Source organism: Streptomyces sp. NPDC091377 (assembly GCF_044757045.1).
Taxonomy (GTDB): domain Bacteria; phylum Actinomycetota; class Actinomycetes; order Streptomycetales; family Streptomycetaceae; genus Streptomyces.
On record NZ_JBIVUE010000003.1, the window covers coordinates 459224 to 476187 of the forward strand.

The 16964-nt window shown below is 72.8% G+C and carries 15 protein-coding genes; 7 read left to right on the forward strand and 8 right to left on the reverse strand.

Annotation, left to right across the window (positions count from 1 at the left end):
• Positions 1–98: 98 nt before the first annotated feature.
• On the reverse strand, positions 99–836 hold the full coding sequence (locus ACIQNG_RS09760) for a 2OG-Fe(II) oxygenase (RefSeq protein WP_401483883.1): 738 nt from the start codon (positions 834–836) through the stop codon (positions 99–101).
• 201 nt (positions 837–1037) lie between these two features.
• Between ACIQNG_RS09760 and ACIQNG_RS09765 the strand changes: the two genes are divergently transcribed.
• From ACIQNG_RS09765 to ACIQNG_RS09775, 3 genes are all read left to right on the forward strand, one after another.
• Complete coding sequence (locus ACIQNG_RS09765; protein ID WP_401431725.1) at positions 1038–1283, forward strand: hypothetical protein; 246 nt, start codon at positions 1038–1040, stop codon at positions 1281–1283.
• Positions 1284–1286: 3 nt separating this feature from the next.
• Entirely contained in the window at positions 1287–1667 is a 381-nt protein-coding gene (locus ACIQNG_RS09770) for a toxin Doc (RefSeq protein WP_401431728.1), read from the forward strand.
• 439 nt (positions 1668–2106) lie between these two features.
• Positions 2107–3696, forward strand: coding sequence for an RICIN domain-containing protein (locus ACIQNG_RS09775; RefSeq protein WP_401483669.1), 1590 nt, complete (start codon positions 2107–2109; stop codon positions 3694–3696).
• A gap of 443 nt (positions 3697–4139) precedes the next feature.
• On the opposite strand, the gene ACIQNG_RS09780 is transcribed toward ACIQNG_RS09775, so the two are convergent.
• From ACIQNG_RS09780 to ACIQNG_RS09790, 3 genes are all read right to left on the reverse strand, one after another.
• A complete protein-coding gene (locus tag ACIQNG_RS09780; protein ID WP_401483671.1) occupies positions 4140–5324 on the reverse strand; it encodes a lactate 2-monooxygenase in 1185 nt (394 codons plus the stop codon).
• A gap of 127 nt (positions 5325–5451) precedes the next feature.
• Positions 5452–6171 (reverse strand): alpha/beta fold hydrolase, encoded by a 720-nt coding sequence (locus ACIQNG_RS09785; protein ID WP_401483673.1) that lies wholly within the window; start codon positions 6169–6171, stop codon positions 5452–5454.
• 36 nt (positions 6172–6207) lie between these two features.
• A complete protein-coding gene (locus tag ACIQNG_RS09790) occupies positions 6208–6768 on the reverse strand; it encodes a hypothetical protein (RefSeq protein ID WP_401483675.1) in 561 nt (186 codons plus the stop codon).
• Positions 6769–7091: 323 nt separating this feature from the next.
• Between ACIQNG_RS09790 and ACIQNG_RS09795 the strand changes: the two genes are divergently transcribed.
• The 3 genes from ACIQNG_RS09795 to ACIQNG_RS09805 all read left to right on the forward strand — a co-directional run bounded on the left by ACIQNG_RS09795 (position 7092) and on the right by ACIQNG_RS09805 (position 8681).
• Positions 7092–7520: a subtilase-type protease inhibitor gene (locus tag ACIQNG_RS09795; RefSeq protein ID WP_401431741.1), complete on the forward strand. Its 429-nt coding sequence runs from the start codon at positions 7092–7094 to the stop codon at positions 7518–7520.
• 271 nt (positions 7521–7791) lie between these two features.
• Positions 7792–8139, forward strand: coding sequence for an ArsR/SmtB family transcription factor (locus ACIQNG_RS09800; protein ID WP_401431744.1), 348 nt, complete (start codon positions 7792–7794; stop codon positions 8137–8139).
• Between the two features lie 5 nt (positions 8140–8144).
• Entirely contained in the window at positions 8145–8681 is a 537-nt protein-coding gene (locus tag ACIQNG_RS09805; protein WP_401483678.1) for an SRPBCC family protein, read from the forward strand.
• Positions 8682–8698: 17 nt separating this feature from the next.
• On the opposite strand, the gene ACIQNG_RS09810 is transcribed toward ACIQNG_RS09805, so the two are convergent.
• From ACIQNG_RS09810 to ACIQNG_RS09825, 4 genes are all read right to left on the reverse strand, one after another.
• A complete protein-coding gene (locus ACIQNG_RS09810) occupies positions 8699–11527 on the reverse strand; it encodes an NHLP bacteriocin export ABC transporter permease/ATPase subunit (protein WP_401483679.1) in 2829 nt (942 codons plus the stop codon).
• Between the two features lies 1 nt (position 11528).
• Positions 11529–13748 carry an NHLP family bacteriocin export ABC transporter peptidase/permease/ATPase subunit gene (locus tag ACIQNG_RS09815; RefSeq protein WP_401483681.1) on the reverse strand — a complete coding sequence of 740 codons (2220 nt, stop codon included), beginning with the start codon at positions 13746–13748 and terminating at the stop codon, positions 11529–11531.
• 16 nt (positions 13749–13764) lie between these two features.
• Positions 13765–14571, reverse strand: coding sequence for an HlyD family efflux transporter periplasmic adaptor subunit (locus ACIQNG_RS09820; protein WP_401483682.1), 807 nt, complete (start codon positions 14569–14571; stop codon positions 13765–13767).
• Positions 14572–14715: 144 nt separating this feature from the next.
• Complete coding sequence (locus ACIQNG_RS09825) at positions 14716–14931, reverse strand: type A2 lantipeptide (RefSeq protein WP_401431756.1); 216 nt, start codon at positions 14929–14931, stop codon at positions 14716–14718.
• A 630-nt stretch (positions 14932–15561) separates the two neighbouring features.
• On the opposite strand from ACIQNG_RS09825, the gene ACIQNG_RS09830 reads away from it, so the two are divergent.
• Positions 15562–16779: a S1 family peptidase gene (locus ACIQNG_RS09830; protein WP_401483684.1), complete on the forward strand. Its 1218-nt coding sequence runs from the start codon at positions 15562–15564 to the stop codon at positions 16777–16779.
• The last annotated feature ends 185 nt before the right edge of the window (positions 16780–16964 follow it).

The window sequence follows — 16964 nt, forward strand, 5'->3', positions numbered from 1 at the left end:
CAGCAGTGCGCTCGCTCACTACGGGGAGGGGTCCGGCGCTGCGGAATGTGACAGGGATCAGCCTCATGTGACCCACGTCTCACCTTTGGGGCGGGCACCTAGGAGGCGTCGTGGAAGACCAGCCCGAGGGCGTGGCGGCGGCCCGAGCGGACGGTGCTCACCCCGTGCCGCATCGCCCCGGCCGACCAGCCGCGCGCCGAGCGCACCGGCCGGTCGCGGGTGGTGAACACCAGACCGTGGCCCCTCGGCAGCACGGTCGTGATGCCCCGCGACTGGGCGCGCGCCCGCTGCTCCACCATCAGGAACTCGCCGCCCGTGTAGTCGTCGCCGTGCGCGTCCAGACCGATCACCACCTGGAGCGGGAAGACCAGATCGCCGAAGACGTCCCGGTGCAGGGCGTTCCAGTCGCCCTCCGTGTAGCGCAGCAGGATCTGCGCCGAGCGGTCCTGGCCTGCCTCGTGACACCGCTCCAGCCACTCCTCCAGCGTGTCGGACCAGGGCGCGGGACGGCCGAGCCGCTGCGCCCACTCCCGGGCGATCGGCAGCAGCCGTGGATAGAGCGCGGCCCGCAGCGCCGCCACCGGGGCGGGCGGCCGGTGTGTGAAGTAGCGGTACTCGCCCGAGCCGAAGCGGTGCCGCGCCATGTCGACCCGGGTCCTGAACCACTGCGGCTCGTCGTACAGCGCCGTCAGCGCACGGCACTCGGCGGGCGTCAGCAACGGTCCGGTGGGCGCACAGCCGTGCCGGTCCAACTCCCCGGCCAGCGCCGCCCAGTCGGTCCCGGCGACCCGGCGACGGGCCTGCGCGGCAGTAGGTGTCGTCACCTTCTTCGCCATCTTCGTTATCTTCGTCATCTTCGTCGTCATGGCGGTCTCCTCCTGCCTCGCCCGTCCTCGTAGTCTCGTACGGCACGCCCGGCGCACGCTGGCGGGAATCGGACCCCGACCTCACTCCCGGTACGACCCTCCGGTACCGCCGTACGCTGCCGATGAACAGGCGATATTTACTCGCCAGTACCCCGGCGGTACCGTTGGGGCATGCCAGCTCTGAATGTGGAGTTCAGTGACCGCGAACTGGAGGATCTCCGGCAGATCGCCAAGGAACGCGGTACGTCGATGAAGGCGCTCGTGCGTGAGGCCGCCGCCGCCGACATAGCGCGACACCGGGCGTTGCAGGAAGGGGCGGAGGCGTTCCGCCAGTTCTTCGCGTCCCATGCGGATGAATTCGCCGCCGCGTTCCCCGAGGACGAACCGTCCCCCAAGGAAGCCGGGGCGGTCGGCTGACCGATGACCGGACCCGTCATCCATATCGACGTCCCCTGGCTGCTCCAACGGCACGAAGAGGTGCTGCCGGACCAGCCGACCGTCAACGACTTCTCCGCGCTGGTCGCCGCCGTCGCCCGGCACCGCGTGGATCCGCCCCGGCTCGGCGTGGACTCCGACCCCGCCTGGCGGGCCGCCGCGCTGCTGCACACCCTCGCCCTGCTCAAACCGCTCCCGGCGGCCAACGCCCGTTTCGCCTGCGCCACGGCGGTGGCCTACATGTTCGTCAGCGGTGTCGGCATCGACCCGCCCTACGGGGCGCTCGTCGACCTCGCCCGCGATCTGATCGACAGCAAGACCGACGTGTACGGGGCGGCGGACCGGCTGCGGTCCTGGCAGATCTGACGCGCGGGAGAACCGCTGGGAGAACCGCCGTCCCGCGCGTGGCCTCACCGGAGGGGGCCACGGCCAGTGCACTCCCGGCCCGGGTGGGCCGGGAGTGTGCGCGGCGCCCCGATGCGTGTGCGGGATTCACCCGGGGCGCGGGAAAGGGAGAAATGCCGGCCCGTGCGAACTGCACGTCCCGTCGCCGGACTTTCCCTCGGGGTTATGGATGTTGCCCAAGTGCCTTGTTGGCCTTGTTGGCCTTGTGGGAGCTGTGCGAGGGTTTACCTCCCTGGGGGAAAGGCCGGGGCCCAAGGGCCCGTCGGTGAACGAAGTCCGGCAGACCACGGACACATTCACACCCCCGAGCACGCCAAAAGGTACGCATCCACAACACGGGCCGCCTTTCCGGCGAAGAGAAATCCTGTGTGTCACGCGCGCGTGGGAAGGAATCCGCTCAGTGCCCACCCCCCACCCCCTCGGTCCACCCCACCCCGCGCCCGGCCGGCCCACCGGCGCGTCCGACGAGTCCCTCGCGGCGCGGCTCGGCGGCGGCGCGGACGGGGAGGTCGCCCACGCCACCGCCCTGCTGATCGCCCGGCACTGGAGTGCCGTCCGGGACTACGCCGTGATCTGCCTGGCGACCTCCGCGGACCTCGCCGACATGGTCACGGGCGCCGCCTTCCACCAGGTCTGCGAGCGGCTCACGCACGGCGGGACGGGGGTCGCGCTGCGCCCCGGACTGCTGGTGACCGTGCGCGACACCGTCCGGCTCTGGTCGGCGGACGACCGGATCGCCGCCGCCCTCCCGGAGGTGCGGAAACCGGCGGGCGGGCGCGGCCTGCGCACCGCCACGTCGTTGACACCGGAAAACCGGGCCCTGGCGGAACGTGCTTTCCACGGCCTTCCCGGAGTGGACCAGTGCCTGCTCTGGCACACCGAGGTCGAGGCCGAGCCGATATCCGTCCCCGCCGAACTGCTCGGGATGGATGTCGGCAGCGCTTCGGTGGCACTCGAACATGCCCGGGACGCATTCCGGGAAGGGCTCGTCCGCGCCCATCGCGAACTCACGCCGAGCAAGGACTGCGGTTACCACAACCGGCTCCTCGACGTTCCCCTGCGCCGTGGGGGAGCACTGCTCCCTGATGTGCAGCAGCATCTCGCGGGATGCCGGTACTGCCGTGACGCGGCCGAGCAACTGAGCCATTTCGAGGGCGGGTTGGACCTTCTCCTCGCGGAGGCCGTGCTCGGCTGGGGAGCGCGCCGCTACTGTGACTCACGGCCCGGCCGGGTCCAGCAGGGCCAGCGCGGGCGGGCCGCGGCACGCCGTGCCGCGGCGGCCGGACGGCGCCGGATCACCTTCCCGCTGCGGTACCGGGCACCGGTCGGCGCCCGGCCCTCACGGGCCCTGCTGACCGGGGTCGGCGTGGTCACCTCAGGACTGCTCGCGGCGGTCCTCGGCACCGCCCTGTGGGGTGACGGCGGCGCCACCGACCCGGTCGCCGCCGACGGCAGCGGGGGCGGTGGCACCCAGGGTGCCGGGGTCTCCGCCCCGCCTCGCGAAGCCGGACTGCCCGGCATCCCGCCCCGCACCCGGCTGCGCAACATCGCCGCCGACGCCTGCCTCGACATCCGCGGCGAGGCGAAGGACGGGGCCGGCACCGAACTGGCGGTCTGCTCCGACGAGGCCACCCAACTCTGGTCGTACGACCGTGACGGCCTGCTGCGCAGCGCGGTCGAGCCCGGCCTGTGCCTGGACTCGCGGGTCGACGCGGGCGTGGTCATCGTCGGCCGCTGCGCCGACCAGCGCGCGGAGCGGGCGGACGACGTCCGGTACGACCTCACCGTCCAGGGCGAGTTGCTGCCCCGCTGGGACGAACGCCTCGCCCTCGCCTCCACCACGGAGGACCTGGCCGCCGACATCGTCGTGAAGGTACGGGACGGCTCGGCGGGCCAACGCTGGCGCACGGACCCGCCCGCGGGGCCGGGGTCACTGTCCCTGGAGAACGCGAACGCATCGCCGAGGGCGGCGGAGCCGGCGGAAGAGTAGCGGCACGGCAACCCCGGACCGGCGACGCGCAAGCCCCACCGCCGATCCCGGCGTCGCGGGGTCCGGCACCCGCCCCCACCGCCCGAAAGGCGTGGGGGCACCCCCAGCGGCGTTGTCGCCGGTTGCCGACGCTCCGCACCGCCGCCTTGCAGCTCCACGCACCAGACCCCACTGGGCCCGACCGAACAGCACCGCTTCCCACAGCCAGGCTGATCCGAACGACAGGCCCCAGCTCCGGCCCCCTTCCAGCCTCCCGAGCCTTCCGACGCCCCCGACGTCCCCGACATCCCCCGCTTCCCGGAATCCCGGCTCCCCGCGGTGCCCGGCCCCTCACCCCGGCCCGACTCCGGCTGCCGGGTCTCCCCGGCCCCGAGCCTCCAGCCCCTGGCTCCCAGCCCCCAGCCCTCAGCCCTCAGCCCCCAGCCCTCCGCCTCCCCCGAGCCTCAGGCTCCCCCCGCCTCCCCGGGGCCCTCGACCAGGTCTGTCGCGGTGACGGAAGTCGGTGTCGTGTGGCCGGACAGGGCGAGGGTCAGGTCGAGTTCGGCCAGCAGGCAGCGGATGACGTGCTCCACGCCTGGCTGTCCGTCCAGGCCGAGGCCGTAGGCGTACGGTCGGCCGACCAGGACCGCGCGGGCGCCGAGGGCCAGTGCCTTGAAGATGTCGTCGCCGGTGCGGATACCGCTGTCGAAGAGCACGGTCAGCCGGTCGCCGACGGCCTGTGCGACCCGGGGCAGGGCGTCGGCCGCGCCGATCGCGCCGGCGACCTGCCGTCCGCCGTGGTTCGAGACGACCACGCCGTCCATCCCGGCCTCGGCGGCCAGCCGTGCGTCGTCCGGGTGCAGTACCCCCTTCAGCACGATCGGGCCGTCCCAGTTCTCGCGCAGGAACGCCAGGTCGGGCCAGGTCTTCGCGGGATCGGAGAACAGGCCCACGAAGTGCATCACGGCCGCGTTCGGATCCTCGTGGACCGGTTTGGCCAGCCCCGCCCGGAACGCCGGGTCGGTGAAGTAGTTGGCCGTGCCCACACCGTGCAGGAACGGCAGATACGCCTGGTCGAGATCGCGTGGCCGCCAGGCCAGCAGCGGGGTGTCCAGGGTGACCACCAGCACCGAGAACCCGGACGTCCTCGCCCGGCCGAGGAAACTCCGCGTCACCTCCCGGTCCTTGGACCAGTACAGCTGGAACCAGCGTTCCGCGTCCCCCATCGCCTCGGCGACCTGCTCGATCGGGGTGCTGGACGCCGAGGACAGCACATAGGGCACCCCCTGCGCGGCGGCGGCCCGGGCGGCGGCGGACTCGGCGTCCGGATGCATGAGGGACAGCACCCCGATCGGCGCCAGGGCCAGCGGCGCGGGCAGCGCGCGACCCAGCACCTCGACCGACAGATCCCGCTGGTGCACATCGCGCAGCATCCTCGGCACGATCCTGCGCCGCCGCAGGGCCTCCCGATTGGCGCGGGCCGTACTGCCGTCGCCCGCGCCTCCCGCCACATACCCGACGGGGCCGGGGCCCAGGCGCTGTGCGGTCAGCTCCTCCAGCCGGGTCAGATCGGTGGGCAGCCGCGGCACCGCCCCCGACATCCCGTGCAGATAGATCTCGTACTGGAAATCCGCCCAGTGCTTGCCCATCCGGGTGTCCCGCCTCTCGTCGTGGAGTCGCGGAGTCGCGGAGTTGTGGAGCCGTGGAGTCCGGCGTCGCGACCCTGATGATACTGACCAGTTGGTCCGGACGCGTCCAGAGGCGGGAACGGCTCCCTCAGGACGGGAGGGGAGGAGCGGCCTCCCGGTCGCGTCCCGCCGTCGCCAGCAGCCCGGCCAACTCCCGCGGTCGCGAGATCATCGGCCAGTGGCCGGTGTCCATCGTCATCAGCTCCCAGTGTCCTTCCTCGACCAGCCGCGCCACCGACGGCATCAGGTCGTCCCCCTCCAGCAGGCACTGGATGTACGTCCCCGGAAGCTCCGCCAAGGGGCGTTCCAGGACGGCCGGTTCGGTGAGGGTGGCGCCCGGGTGAGGGGTGCCGCCGGCCGCCAGGCGGGCCCTCTGCTCCTCTGTGAGCCCCTGTCCCGCGTACCCCTCCACGGTGCGCGGCGGCCAGAAGCCGTCGTTCTCCTCAAGCTCCCGAACCACCTGCTCACTGGGCCAGCCGGACAGGAAGGACGCGCCGTTCACCGGTACGTCGGAGTCCACGAAGACCACGCGCCGCAGCCGCTCACCGATCCGCTCGGCGGCCTGGCCGACGGGGACGCCGGAGTAACTGTGCCCGACCAGCACCACGTCCCGCAGGCCGAGCCGCTCGACCTCCGTCACGATGTCCTGGACGTGCGTCCGCTGATCGGCGTGCTGCCCCTGTCTCTCGGCCAGTCCGGACAGCGAGAGGGGATGCGCGCCGTGCCCCGACGCACGCGGTTCCCCCGCCACCTCGTCCCAGGCCCACGCACCCAGCCACGCACCCGCCACCATCACGAAGTCCGTCATGGCGGCAACGTAGCCCCCGGCACTGACAATCGGGGTTCACGCTGCGGGGCCGGCGCCCTCCGGCTCGGTGCCGTCCGCCGCGTCCGGCCCCTGGGCCCGTACCCGCTGCACATGCTCCAGCGACTCGCGCAGTTCCGTCAGCCAGTCGTCCTCGTGCCGCTGCACCAGCCGTACGCACCAGGCGAGTGCCTCGCTGCGGCTGCGGGCCACCCCGGCGGCGATCAGCGTGTCCAGGACCCGGCGCTCCGGCTGGCGCAGCCGGGTCATCACCGGGGCGGCGACATGGGTGAACAGGGCGCGCTCGGTGCCGCACACCACGCCCCAGGACACCTTGCGGCCGAACCGGTGCTCCGCCTCGCGGGCCACCGCCATCCGGGCCTCCCGCGTCCGCTCCCGGAACTCCTGGACGCGTCCCTGCATGGCCGCCTCCCGCTCGGCGGCCGAGGCGTCCTCGGCCGACCGGGGTTCGGCGATCCGGCCGATCACGGTGATCTCCTCGCGGTCGGCCGTCACCTCGGTGACCTCCTCGAAGAGGTCGTCGGGCAGCCGGCCCGCGAACCAGCCGCGTACTTTCTCCATCTGCTCCGAAGTAATCATGTAATGACGATTACTCCATTGCGTCAGAAAGGCAAGGTCTTCCGGTCCGGTCCGCCGACAGCGGAATCGGAGTGTTTCAGGCCGATTAAAGAGCCTGGACAAAGCGACCATTCGGCCAGCCCCGACGATCAAGAGCCGCATGGAATCGCGGCCGTGTCGTTCCGCTTCCGTGACTTCACGCCACTGATTCAATACGCAAGGTTACTGAAAGGGATGGGGTCGAGATGAGTTTCGGCGCCGGACTCGGCAGACTCGCGCTCGCCGCTCCTGGCCCCACCGGGCACGGACCGGCACCCGTCGAATCAAGCGGAAGGATGCACACAATGCGGAACACCGCGCGCTGGGCGGCGACCCTGGGTCTCGCCGTCACGGCCGTCAGCGGGCCCCTCACCGGGGCCGCCGTCGCCGCCCCGGCTCCCGCCTCGCTCTACGCCCCGTCGGCCCTGGTGCTCACCGTCGCCCGCGGTGAGGTCGCCACCGCCGTCGGCCCCGACCGTGCGGTCACCCTGAGCTGTACGCCCACGCCGAGCGGCACGCACCCCGCGCCCGCCGGAGCCTGTACCGAACTGACCAGAGCCCGCGGCGACTTCGACGCCCTCGTCAGCGAGCCCGGCGTGCTGTGCACCCGTGACTACCGCCCGGTCGTCGTCACCGTCAACGGCGTCTGGCAGGGCCACCGCGTCGCCTACGAGCGCACCTTCTCCAACGACTGCGTGATGCGGTCGTACGGGGCGGGCTTCTTCGCCTTCTAGGAGGCCATGGGCCGGTCGCTCCCGACCGGCCCCCATGGACCGAGGCCGTGGATCCCCGTGGGTGTGTGGGAAGGCCCGCGAATGGGGAGTGCGGGTGCCCGGCACGGGAACATCCGCGGTCTCGCACAGAGGGTCGGTGGGCGGAGTGGGGCCGCCCGCCGACCCTCTCAAGTCTTCGCGCCCCGGGCGAGCACCTCGCCCGGGGCGCGTCCGTGTCGGCCGACGCTTGCATGCCTTGACGGGCATATAACCGCCGAGGCATATTGGAGGCATGTCCGACGACTCGCTCTGGTCCGCCCTCGCCGATCCGCACCGGCGGGCGATCGTCGCGCTGCTCCTGGAGCGGCCCCGGCCCGTCGGTGAGATCGTGGAGCGCTGCGGACTGAGCCAGCCCAGCACCTCCAAGCATCTGAAGGTGCTGCGCGCGGCGGGCCTGGTGCGGGTACGGCGGGACGCCCAGCGGCGCGTCTACGCCCTCGACCCCGCGCCCATCGCCGCCCTCGACGCCTGGCTCACGCCCTACCGCAGGCTGTGGAACCGCAGCCTCGACACCCTGGGCCACCGTCTGGACGAAGCACCGGACCCCACCGGAACCCCCTCACCCCCACCGAAGGACTGAGCGCCATGACCGCCGAGCACACCGACCTCACCGGCACCTTCCTGACCCTCGACGACGGCCGCCCGGCCGTCCGCTTCAGCCGGGTCTACGACCACCCCGTCGACAAGGTCTGGCACTTCGTCACCGACCCCGACGAACTCGCCGGATGGTTCCCCGCCCGCGCCGAGATGGAACTGCGGCCGGGCGGCCTGGTCAGCTTCACCGGCGACCCGGCCATGGAGGACTTCCCCGGCCGGGTGATCGCCGTCGAGCCGCCCCGCCATCTCTCCTTCGACTGGGGCGGCGACGAACTCCACTTCGACCTGGAACCGCTCGACACCGGGCGCACCCGCTTCACCCTCACCAACGTGCTGATCGCCGAGGACACCGCGGCGCGCAACGGCGCCGGCTGGGAGGTCTGTCTCTCGGCCCTCGACGCCAAGGCCCACGGGGTGGGGTTCACCGGCCCGCACGCCGGGCTCACCGAGCCCTGGAAGGCGTACTACGCCGCCTACCTCGACGCCGGAGTGCCCTCCGGTGCCCCCGTCCCGCGCGCGGACTGACCCCGGCCCCGGGCCCCTCACGCCCACTGCCGCCGCACCAGTTCGTGGAGCCGGCCGCCCGGGTCCGCGAGCAGCCGCGCGGGCGGGCCCTGCTGGGCCACCTTGCCGTGCTCCATCACGATCACCCGGTCGGCGTCCAGCACCGTGGACAACCGGTGGGCGATCACGATCCGGGTGGCGTCGAGCGCCTTGGTGCTCTCGATGACCCGCCGCTGCGTCTCGTTGTCGAGCGCGCTGGTCGCCTCGTCGAAGAACAGGACGCGCGGCCGGCGGATCAGCGCCTGCGCGATCATCAACCGCTGCCGCTGGCCACCGGAGACCGCCCCGTCGCCCGCGACGACCGTGTGCAGCCCCATCGGCATCCGCCGGATGTCCTCGGCCAGCCCCGCCATCTCCGCCGCCGCCATCGCCTCCTCCGCCGAGTACGGCTCGGCGCCCCGGATGACGTCCAGGATCGAGCCCGTGAACGGCTGCGCGTGCTGGAGGACCACCCCACACTGGCGCCGCACCGCCGACCGGTCCAGCGCCGCGAGATCCTGACCGTCGTACAGCACACTGCCCGACACCGGACGGTCGAAGCCGATCAGCAGCCGCAGCAGCGTCGACTTGCCGCAGCCGCTCGGGCCGACCACCGCCACGAACTCGCCCGCCCGCACCTCGAAGGAGACGTCGTCCAGGACGAGCGGCCCGTCCTCGGAGTAGCGGAAGGACAGCCGCCGCGCCTCCAACGCCCCGGACAGCACACCGGGCCGGGTGCTCGCCGCGCGGACCTCGGGCGTCGCCGACAGGACCGGCCTGATCTCCTCGTACAGGGGCAGCGCGCCCACCAGCGACACGAACGCCCCCGTGAGCTGGGTGACCGAGGTCAGCAGCATGGTCACCGACGCGTTGAACGCCAGGAAGTCCGCCGCCGACATCGAACCCCGCGCCGGCCCGGCGAGCAGCATGAACATCAGCAGCGAGGTGACCGGGAGACAGACCGCGCCGAGCACCGCCGTGAGGTTCTTGATCCGCCCCACCCGCTGCTGGAGGTCACGGCTGCGCGCGAAGGCGTCCGCCCAGGCCGCGTACGCGTAGTTCTCGGCCGCCGCGACCCGCAGCTTCGGCAGCCCGCGCAGGGTCTGGAACGCCTGGTTGTTCAACCGGTTGGTGAGCACGACCAGCCGCCGCTGCCAGCGCACCTGCCACAGCCCGAGCCCCAGGAACACCCCCGCGATCAGCACCAGCACACCCAGCGCCGCCAGCGCCATCGGCACGCTGAACCACAGCAGCAGCCCCAGGTTCATCACCCCCACCGTCACCGACTGCGCGAGCACCGGACCGACCCCCGCCAGGAGCCGCCGGATCGCGCTGACGCCCATGGCGGCGGAGGCCAGTTCCCCGGTGGAACGGCCCGTGAAGAACCCGGTCGGCAGCCGCAGCAGCCGGTCCCACACCGCGGGTTGGAGCGTGGCCTCGATCCGGCCCTCAAGGCGCAGGATCGTCAGATTCTGGAGCAGCATGAACGCCGCCGCGACCACACTGGAGACCATGACCGCCAGACAGACCCGCACGATCAGGTCCGAGCGGGCCTGCGGCACGAACGCGCCGAGCACCTTGCCGGTCGCGATCGGCACCAGCGCGCCGATCGCCACCGTCACCAGCCCGCTCAGCACCAGCCGGATGACATCGCGTCGGGTGCCGCGCAGAGCGAACCGCATCAGCCCCAGCGGACCCAGCCCCCGATCGGGCAGCGGACGGTAGAACATCACACCGCGCGGCTCGAACTCCGCCGCGTTCGCCTTCCCGACCGATGTCTCCCGCCCCGTCGCCGGATGCACCGCCACATAGCCGCCCCGCCGCCACAGCAGCGCCACCGGCGCCCCGGACAGCGCCCGGTGCCCCACCAGCGGGCCCACGTCCTCCCGCCACCAGCGCCCGTCGAGCCGTACCGGGCGGGTGCGCAGCCGCGAGGCCAGCGCGATCCGCTCCACCGGATCCAGCCGGTCGCTCTCCGCGCCGCCCTGCGCCGGTTCGGCCAGCGTGATCCCCGCCGCACGGGCGACCAACCGGCAGGCGGCGTACGTGGCATCGGCGTCGGCCGCCGTCGCGCGCCGGGCGGAGGTGCCGCCGATCGCGGCGAGCAGCGTACGGTCCGCCGCGTCGCGCACCGCCTCACCGGCCCTGATCCCGGCCGCCGCCCGGGTCTCGTGGGTGCGCTCCACCTGCTCGATCCAGCGGTCCAGCGCGGTCAGCAGGCGGAACTGCTGATCGACCAGGCTCTGCCACAGCGCCGGGTCCATCAGCAGATCGGCGGCGGCCTCAGCGCCGTACAGCGCGCCGTACTGCACGCTGCCGGGCGGGACCTGCATCCAGAGCACATCGTCGTCGGCGGACACCTCCGCGGGCCGCTCGTCCGCCGTGGGCGCCTGGAACAGCACCGACAGGCCCCGGCCGACGCCCAGCGCGAGCGCGTACTCCAGCGCACTCGTCGTCGGGGGCACGTACTGCGGGGTGCCGTGGACGTCGTAGGCCCAGGTCTGGGTGGTCGCGGGCCGGTACAGCTCCCGCAGCCCGATCCGGCGCACCACACAGTCACGCGCCGGACGGGCGACCAGGGTGTGCCGGGGGCCGGTCACCGGGCCGAGCAGCAGGGAGCCCGCCTCCAGACGGCCCAGATGATGCCAGTGGCCCCGGGCCGCCGCGTCCACCGCGAACAGGTCCAGCGCGCCCGCCTCGACCAGCCACAGCACCTGCGGCCCCGCCAGGTCGAGCCGCTGATGACCGGCGGGGTCCAGCCGGGTGCCGGCCCCGCCCAGCGCCCCGAGCACCGGATCGCCCCCGCCGTCGGAGCCCTCGGACGTCATCTCACCGCTCCCTGACCAGCGCCGCGTACACACCGCCGCGCGCCACCAACTCCTCGTGCCGCCCGCGTTCCACGACCGAGCCGTGCTGGAGGACCACGATCTCGTCGCTGTCGCGCACGGTGCTCAGCCGGTGCGCGATCACCACACACGCGCACCCCCGGCGGCGCAGATTGTCCATCACCACCAGCTCGGTCTCCGCGTCCAGCGCACTGGTCACCTCGTCCAGCACGAGAATGCTCGGCCGGCGCACCAACGCCCGCGCGATCTCCAGCCGCTGGCGCTGCCCGCCGGAGAAGTTGCGGCCGTCCTGCTCGACCCGGCTGCGCAGACCGCCGGGCCGACGCATCACGACGTCGTACAGCGCCGCGTCGCGCAGCGCCGCCGCCACCGCGTCGTCCGGGATCGACGGGTCCCAGAGCGCCACGTTGTCCCGCACCGAGCCCTCGAACAGGAACACGTCCTGGTCCACGAAGGAGACGGACGCCGCGAGCGCGCCCCGCGGAATGTCCTCCAGCCGCCGCCCGTCGATCCGGATGACGCCCTCCCACGGCTGGTACAGGCCCGCGATCAGCCGGGACACCGTCGACTTGCCGCTGCCCGAACCGCCGACCAGCGCCACCTGCCGCCCCGGACCCACCGTCAGGTCGAAGCCGGTCAGCAGCGGCGGGTCCAGCGGGCTGTAGCCGAAGGAGACGTTCTCCAGCTTCACATGGCCGTGCAGCCGGCGCGTCGACTCCCCGCCGGTCCGCAGATGCAGCGGGTCGGCGCGGAAGTTCTCCACGTCCTTGAGCCGCGCCACGTCCGCCGCGAAGTCCTGGATCCGGCCCGCGACCGCGTTCAGCCGGGTCAGCGGCGCCGTGAACCGGGTCACCAGCGCCTGGAACGCCACCAGCAGCCCCACCGACAGATGCCCCTCGATGGCCCGCAGCCCGCCGATCCACAGGATCAGCGCGCTGTTGAGCATCGCGAGCGTCGGCGCCACCATGCCCAGCCAGGCGCTCGGCACCCCGAGCCGCTGCTGCTCCTCCAGCGTGGTGGCGTGCTGCCCGGCCCACTTGCGGAAGTAGCCGTCCTCGCCGCCGGTCGCCTTCATCGTCTCGATGAGCTGGAGCCCCGTGTAGGCGGTGTGCGTGAGCCGCGCGCTGTCCGCCCGCAGCTTGGCCGTACGGGTCGCCCGCAGCCGGACGACCACCCGCATGGCGACCAGGTTCAGCAGAGCCACGCCGATCCCGACGAAGGTCAGTTGTGGGTCGTAGGTGTAGAGCAGCCCGGCGTACAGCACCACGACCACCGCGTCCACGCCCGCCGCCGCGAGATCTCGGGACAGGGTCTCGGCGACGGCGTCGTTCGACTGGAGCCGCTGCACCAGGTCGGCCGGGCTGCGCTGGGCGAAGAAGGTGACCGGCAGCCGCAGCAGATGCCGGAGGAAGCGGGCGCTGGACAGCGTGGAGGAGATGATCCGGCCGTGCAGCAGATTCGCCTGCTGCAACCAGGTCAGCACCAGGGTGAACAGCACACACGCGCCCATCGACAGGAACAGCACATCCAGCGGCGAGGTCTGTCCGCCGATCAGGAACAGGTCGATGTACGTCCGGCTCAGCGCGGGCACCGCCGCACCCACCAGCACCAGCAGCAGACTCGCCAGCACGGCGACCGGGAGGGCGCCCGCGGTGCCCCGCAGCCGGGCGGGCAGCGCGCCCCACACCCCGGGCCTGCGCCCGCCGCGCGTGAAGCCGTCGCCCGGTTCCATGGTCAGCACGACCCCGGTGAAACTGCCGTCGAAGTCCTCCATGGGAACGAACCGGCGGCCCTTGCCGGGGTCGTTGACGAAGACGCCGCGGCGGCCGAGGCGGCGGCCCATGCCGTCGTAGACGACGTAGTGGTTGAACTCCCAGAAGAGCACGGCCGGCGCGGGTACCTCAGCGAGCGCGGTCAGGTCCATCTGCATGCCCTTGGCGGTGAGGCCGTACCCGCGCGCGGCTTTCAGCAGATTACCGGCGCGTGATCCGTCGCGGGAGACTCCGCAGGCGACGCGCAGTTCCTCCAGCGGGACATGCCGGCCGTGGTGTGCGAGCACCATCGCGAGGGACGCGGCACCGCACTCGACGGCCTCCATCTGGAGCACCGTCGGGGTCCGCACGGACCGTCCCCGGGCCTTCGGCACCTTGCGCGCGGGGGGCGCGGCCCGGCGCCTGCTCCTCGTCCCCCGGGTGGTGGTCACGGCGACTCCTGGGCGCTCACGGCAGCAGCCAATCGACGGGGCGCTGATCGGCCAGCCGGACGGAGCCCGAGGCCATGGTCATGGTGGTGAGCGGGTACGGCGGTCCCTCGGCCGTCGACCACCGGTATCCGCTCCTGGTGCCGGCCGCCTTGTCGAGCCGTACCGTGACGGCGACCGGGCGGCCCTTCTCGGTGAACTGCTCGCCGAGTCTGCTGTCGCCGAGGAACGCGCCGATCTGCCGGGCCGACCGAGGCGTGCGGGCCACCGACTCCACCCGGCCGCGCAGCACCCCGTACTCCTGGGCCGGCACGGTCTGCACGGTGAGGTCGACCGAGGTGCCGGTCTCGATGGACGCGGCGTTCTCGGCGGGGACGTACACGGTGGCGTACAGCGGGTCGTCGGCGCGGGCACCCTTCTCCACGGCGGCGATGTCCGCCCCGGTGGTGACGATCTGGCCGACGGTCGCGGCGAGCGCGGTCAGCCGGCCGGCGGCCACCGTACGGACCTGGCTCTCGCCGTCCGCCGTACGGACGGTGAGGACGGGGGCGTCGGCGGGGAGCCACTCGCCCTCCTTCGCGAGGATCTCCGTCACCTGACCGGCGACGGGGCTCTGGAGGACGTAACTGCCCCGGCCGTGGGTGAGGACGGCGGGGGCGCTGACCGTCGAGGTGACCGAACCGGTCACCGCCCACACGGCGGCGGCGGCCAACGCCGCGACGGTCACCGACAGCACGAGCCGGCCCTCGGGACGGGCCAGCCGTACCGGCAGGTCCAGCTCGTCGGGGGACTGGAGCTTGGTGAGGGCCTGTCGGCGGAACTGCACGGATCTTCCCTCACCGGAGGACACGGAGGACGCGGAGGACGCGGAGGACGCAGGAGACGGCGGGCGGCCCGGTGGGGCGCGGGCGGCCCGGGGGTCCCGGAGCCGGGATGACGGCTCCGGGACCGGATGGCACGACGGGTCGGGTCAGAGACCGGCGACCAGGTTGGTGACCGGGGCGGTGTTCAGCCCGGTGGCACCCTCGACGGTGCCCACCACCGTGTCGACCACGCCGGAGACCGGGGCGATGTCGTCCACCGCGCCCGTGAGGGTGCCGACGGCGTTGACCGACAGGCCACCGGAGACGCTGTCCAGCTCGGCGTCGGAGATCTCGACGGTCTCGACCTGGGGGGTGGAGTTCATGATGGAACTTCCCTTCGTATGGATCTTCGTCAAGGGGGAGCGGCCCCCTCCGGGGACAGCCGGGCGGCCGTGCACGCAGATGCTCGGTGCCCGTCGCAAGGACGCTGTCGCGGTCCCTGCGGTGCGATGGATCAAAGCACGCGCCGTCCGCACGGCTCCACTCAAACCCCTGTCCCACCAGGGCACTTGAGACCAGGCGGTGACCGGCCCGGCACGGTCGGGCACGCCTTGGTGGCGACTTCTTCACAGGGCTCGACCGCCGGGTGCGGCCTCCACCGCGGACCGGGCGCGGCGAATCCGGCACTCCGGTCGCAACGGACGGGCGGGGGCGTGCGGAATTGTGCAGAAGCCCAGGTTGCGGTGACCCCGCTGGGCATCCGATGTGCAGATTCACCGACCGGGGGAGCCGGGCCCGCGACATCGGCGGTGCGTGGCCGGGTGAACGCGGAACGTGGCCGCCCTGGACCCTTGTCGGGCCGCGGAGAAATCCGACGGCGGATTTCGGCCGCCGACTCCCTCGGGTGTGAGAGGAATTGAACGGCCCCGACGCCCTTTGCGTACGAGTGGCCATTCAAGACTCCCCGTCCGCCGCCGTCGCGCCGGGCGGAACTGTGCCCAGGAGGAACGAAGTTGACTCACAAGAGAACCCCGAAGCGCAAGGCCGCGATCGCGGCGAGCAGTGTCGTCGTGATCGGAGCGGCGGCCGTCCTGCTGCCGCACGCCAACGCCTCGCAGGACGGAGCGTCGGACCCGCCGACGCCCCGGACCCTCAAGGCGCAGGACGCCTCCGTGCTCGCCACCCGCGTCGCCAGAGACCTCGGCGCGGCCTTCGCCGGCTCCTATTACGACGAAGGTGAACGGCAACTCGTGGTGAATGTCGCCGGGTACGACGACAGGCTCGTGGACCGGGCCGAGAAGGCCGGCGCGGCCGTTCGGGAGGTGGACAACAGCACCGCCGAACTCATGTCCGCCGCCAGGACGCTGAGGAGCGAGGCGACCATCCCCGGCACCTCGTGGGCCGTCGACCCGCGCACCAACAAGCTCCGCGTCACGGCCGACAGCACGGTCACCGGCGAGCGCTGGGACGTGCTGGAGTCGACCGTCCAGCGCCTCGGCCACGGCATGGCCACCCTGAAGAAGTCGTCCGGCACCTTCAGGACCTTCCTCTCCGGCGGCGACGCCATCTTCGCCGGAGAGGCCCGGTGTTCCGTCGGCTTCAACGTCACCGCGAACGACGGCACCCCCGCCTTCCTCACCGCCGGACACTGCGGGGAGGTCGGCGAGCAGTGGTCCGAGACCCTGGGCGACGCCCCCGTCGCCACCGTCGAGCAGTCCGTCTTCCCCGGGACGGGTGACCACGCGCTCGTCACGTACGACGACCCGGGCACCCAGGCGCCGAGCGAGGTCGACCTGGGCGACAGGACGGTCCCGATCACCCAGGCCGCCGATGCTGTCGTCGGCCAGCCGGTTTTCCGGATGGGCAGCACGACCGGCCTCTTCGACGGTCAGGTCCTCGGCCTCAACGCCACCGTCAACTACCCGGAGGGCACCGTCACCGGTCTCATACAGACCGACGTCTGCGCCGAACCCGGCGACAGCGGCGGCTCACTGTTCACCCGGGAGGGCCATGCCGTCGGCCTCACCTCGGGGGGCAGCGGCGACTGCACGGCGGGCGGGGAGACCTTCTTCCAGCCCGTGACGGCGGCGCTGGCGGAGGTGGGCGCCACCCTGGGCACCGGGGGCGACGGCGGTGCCGGCGAGGGCGATCAGGGTGCCGCCGGGGGAGGCGCGGGGGCTGACGGAGACGCCTCCGGCGCGGACGGTCCGCCGCAGGCCGATCGCTACTGAGACCGATCGGCCCCGACTCCGCCCCCCTGACCCGGTCCCATTGACCCGATCCCATTGACCCGGTCCCCCCGGCCCCGGTCGCACGGACCTGGTCCCCCCGGCCCCGGTCGCACGGACCTGGTCCCCCCGGCCCCGGTCGCACGGACCTGGTCCCCCCGGCCCCGGTCGCACGGACCTGGTCCCCC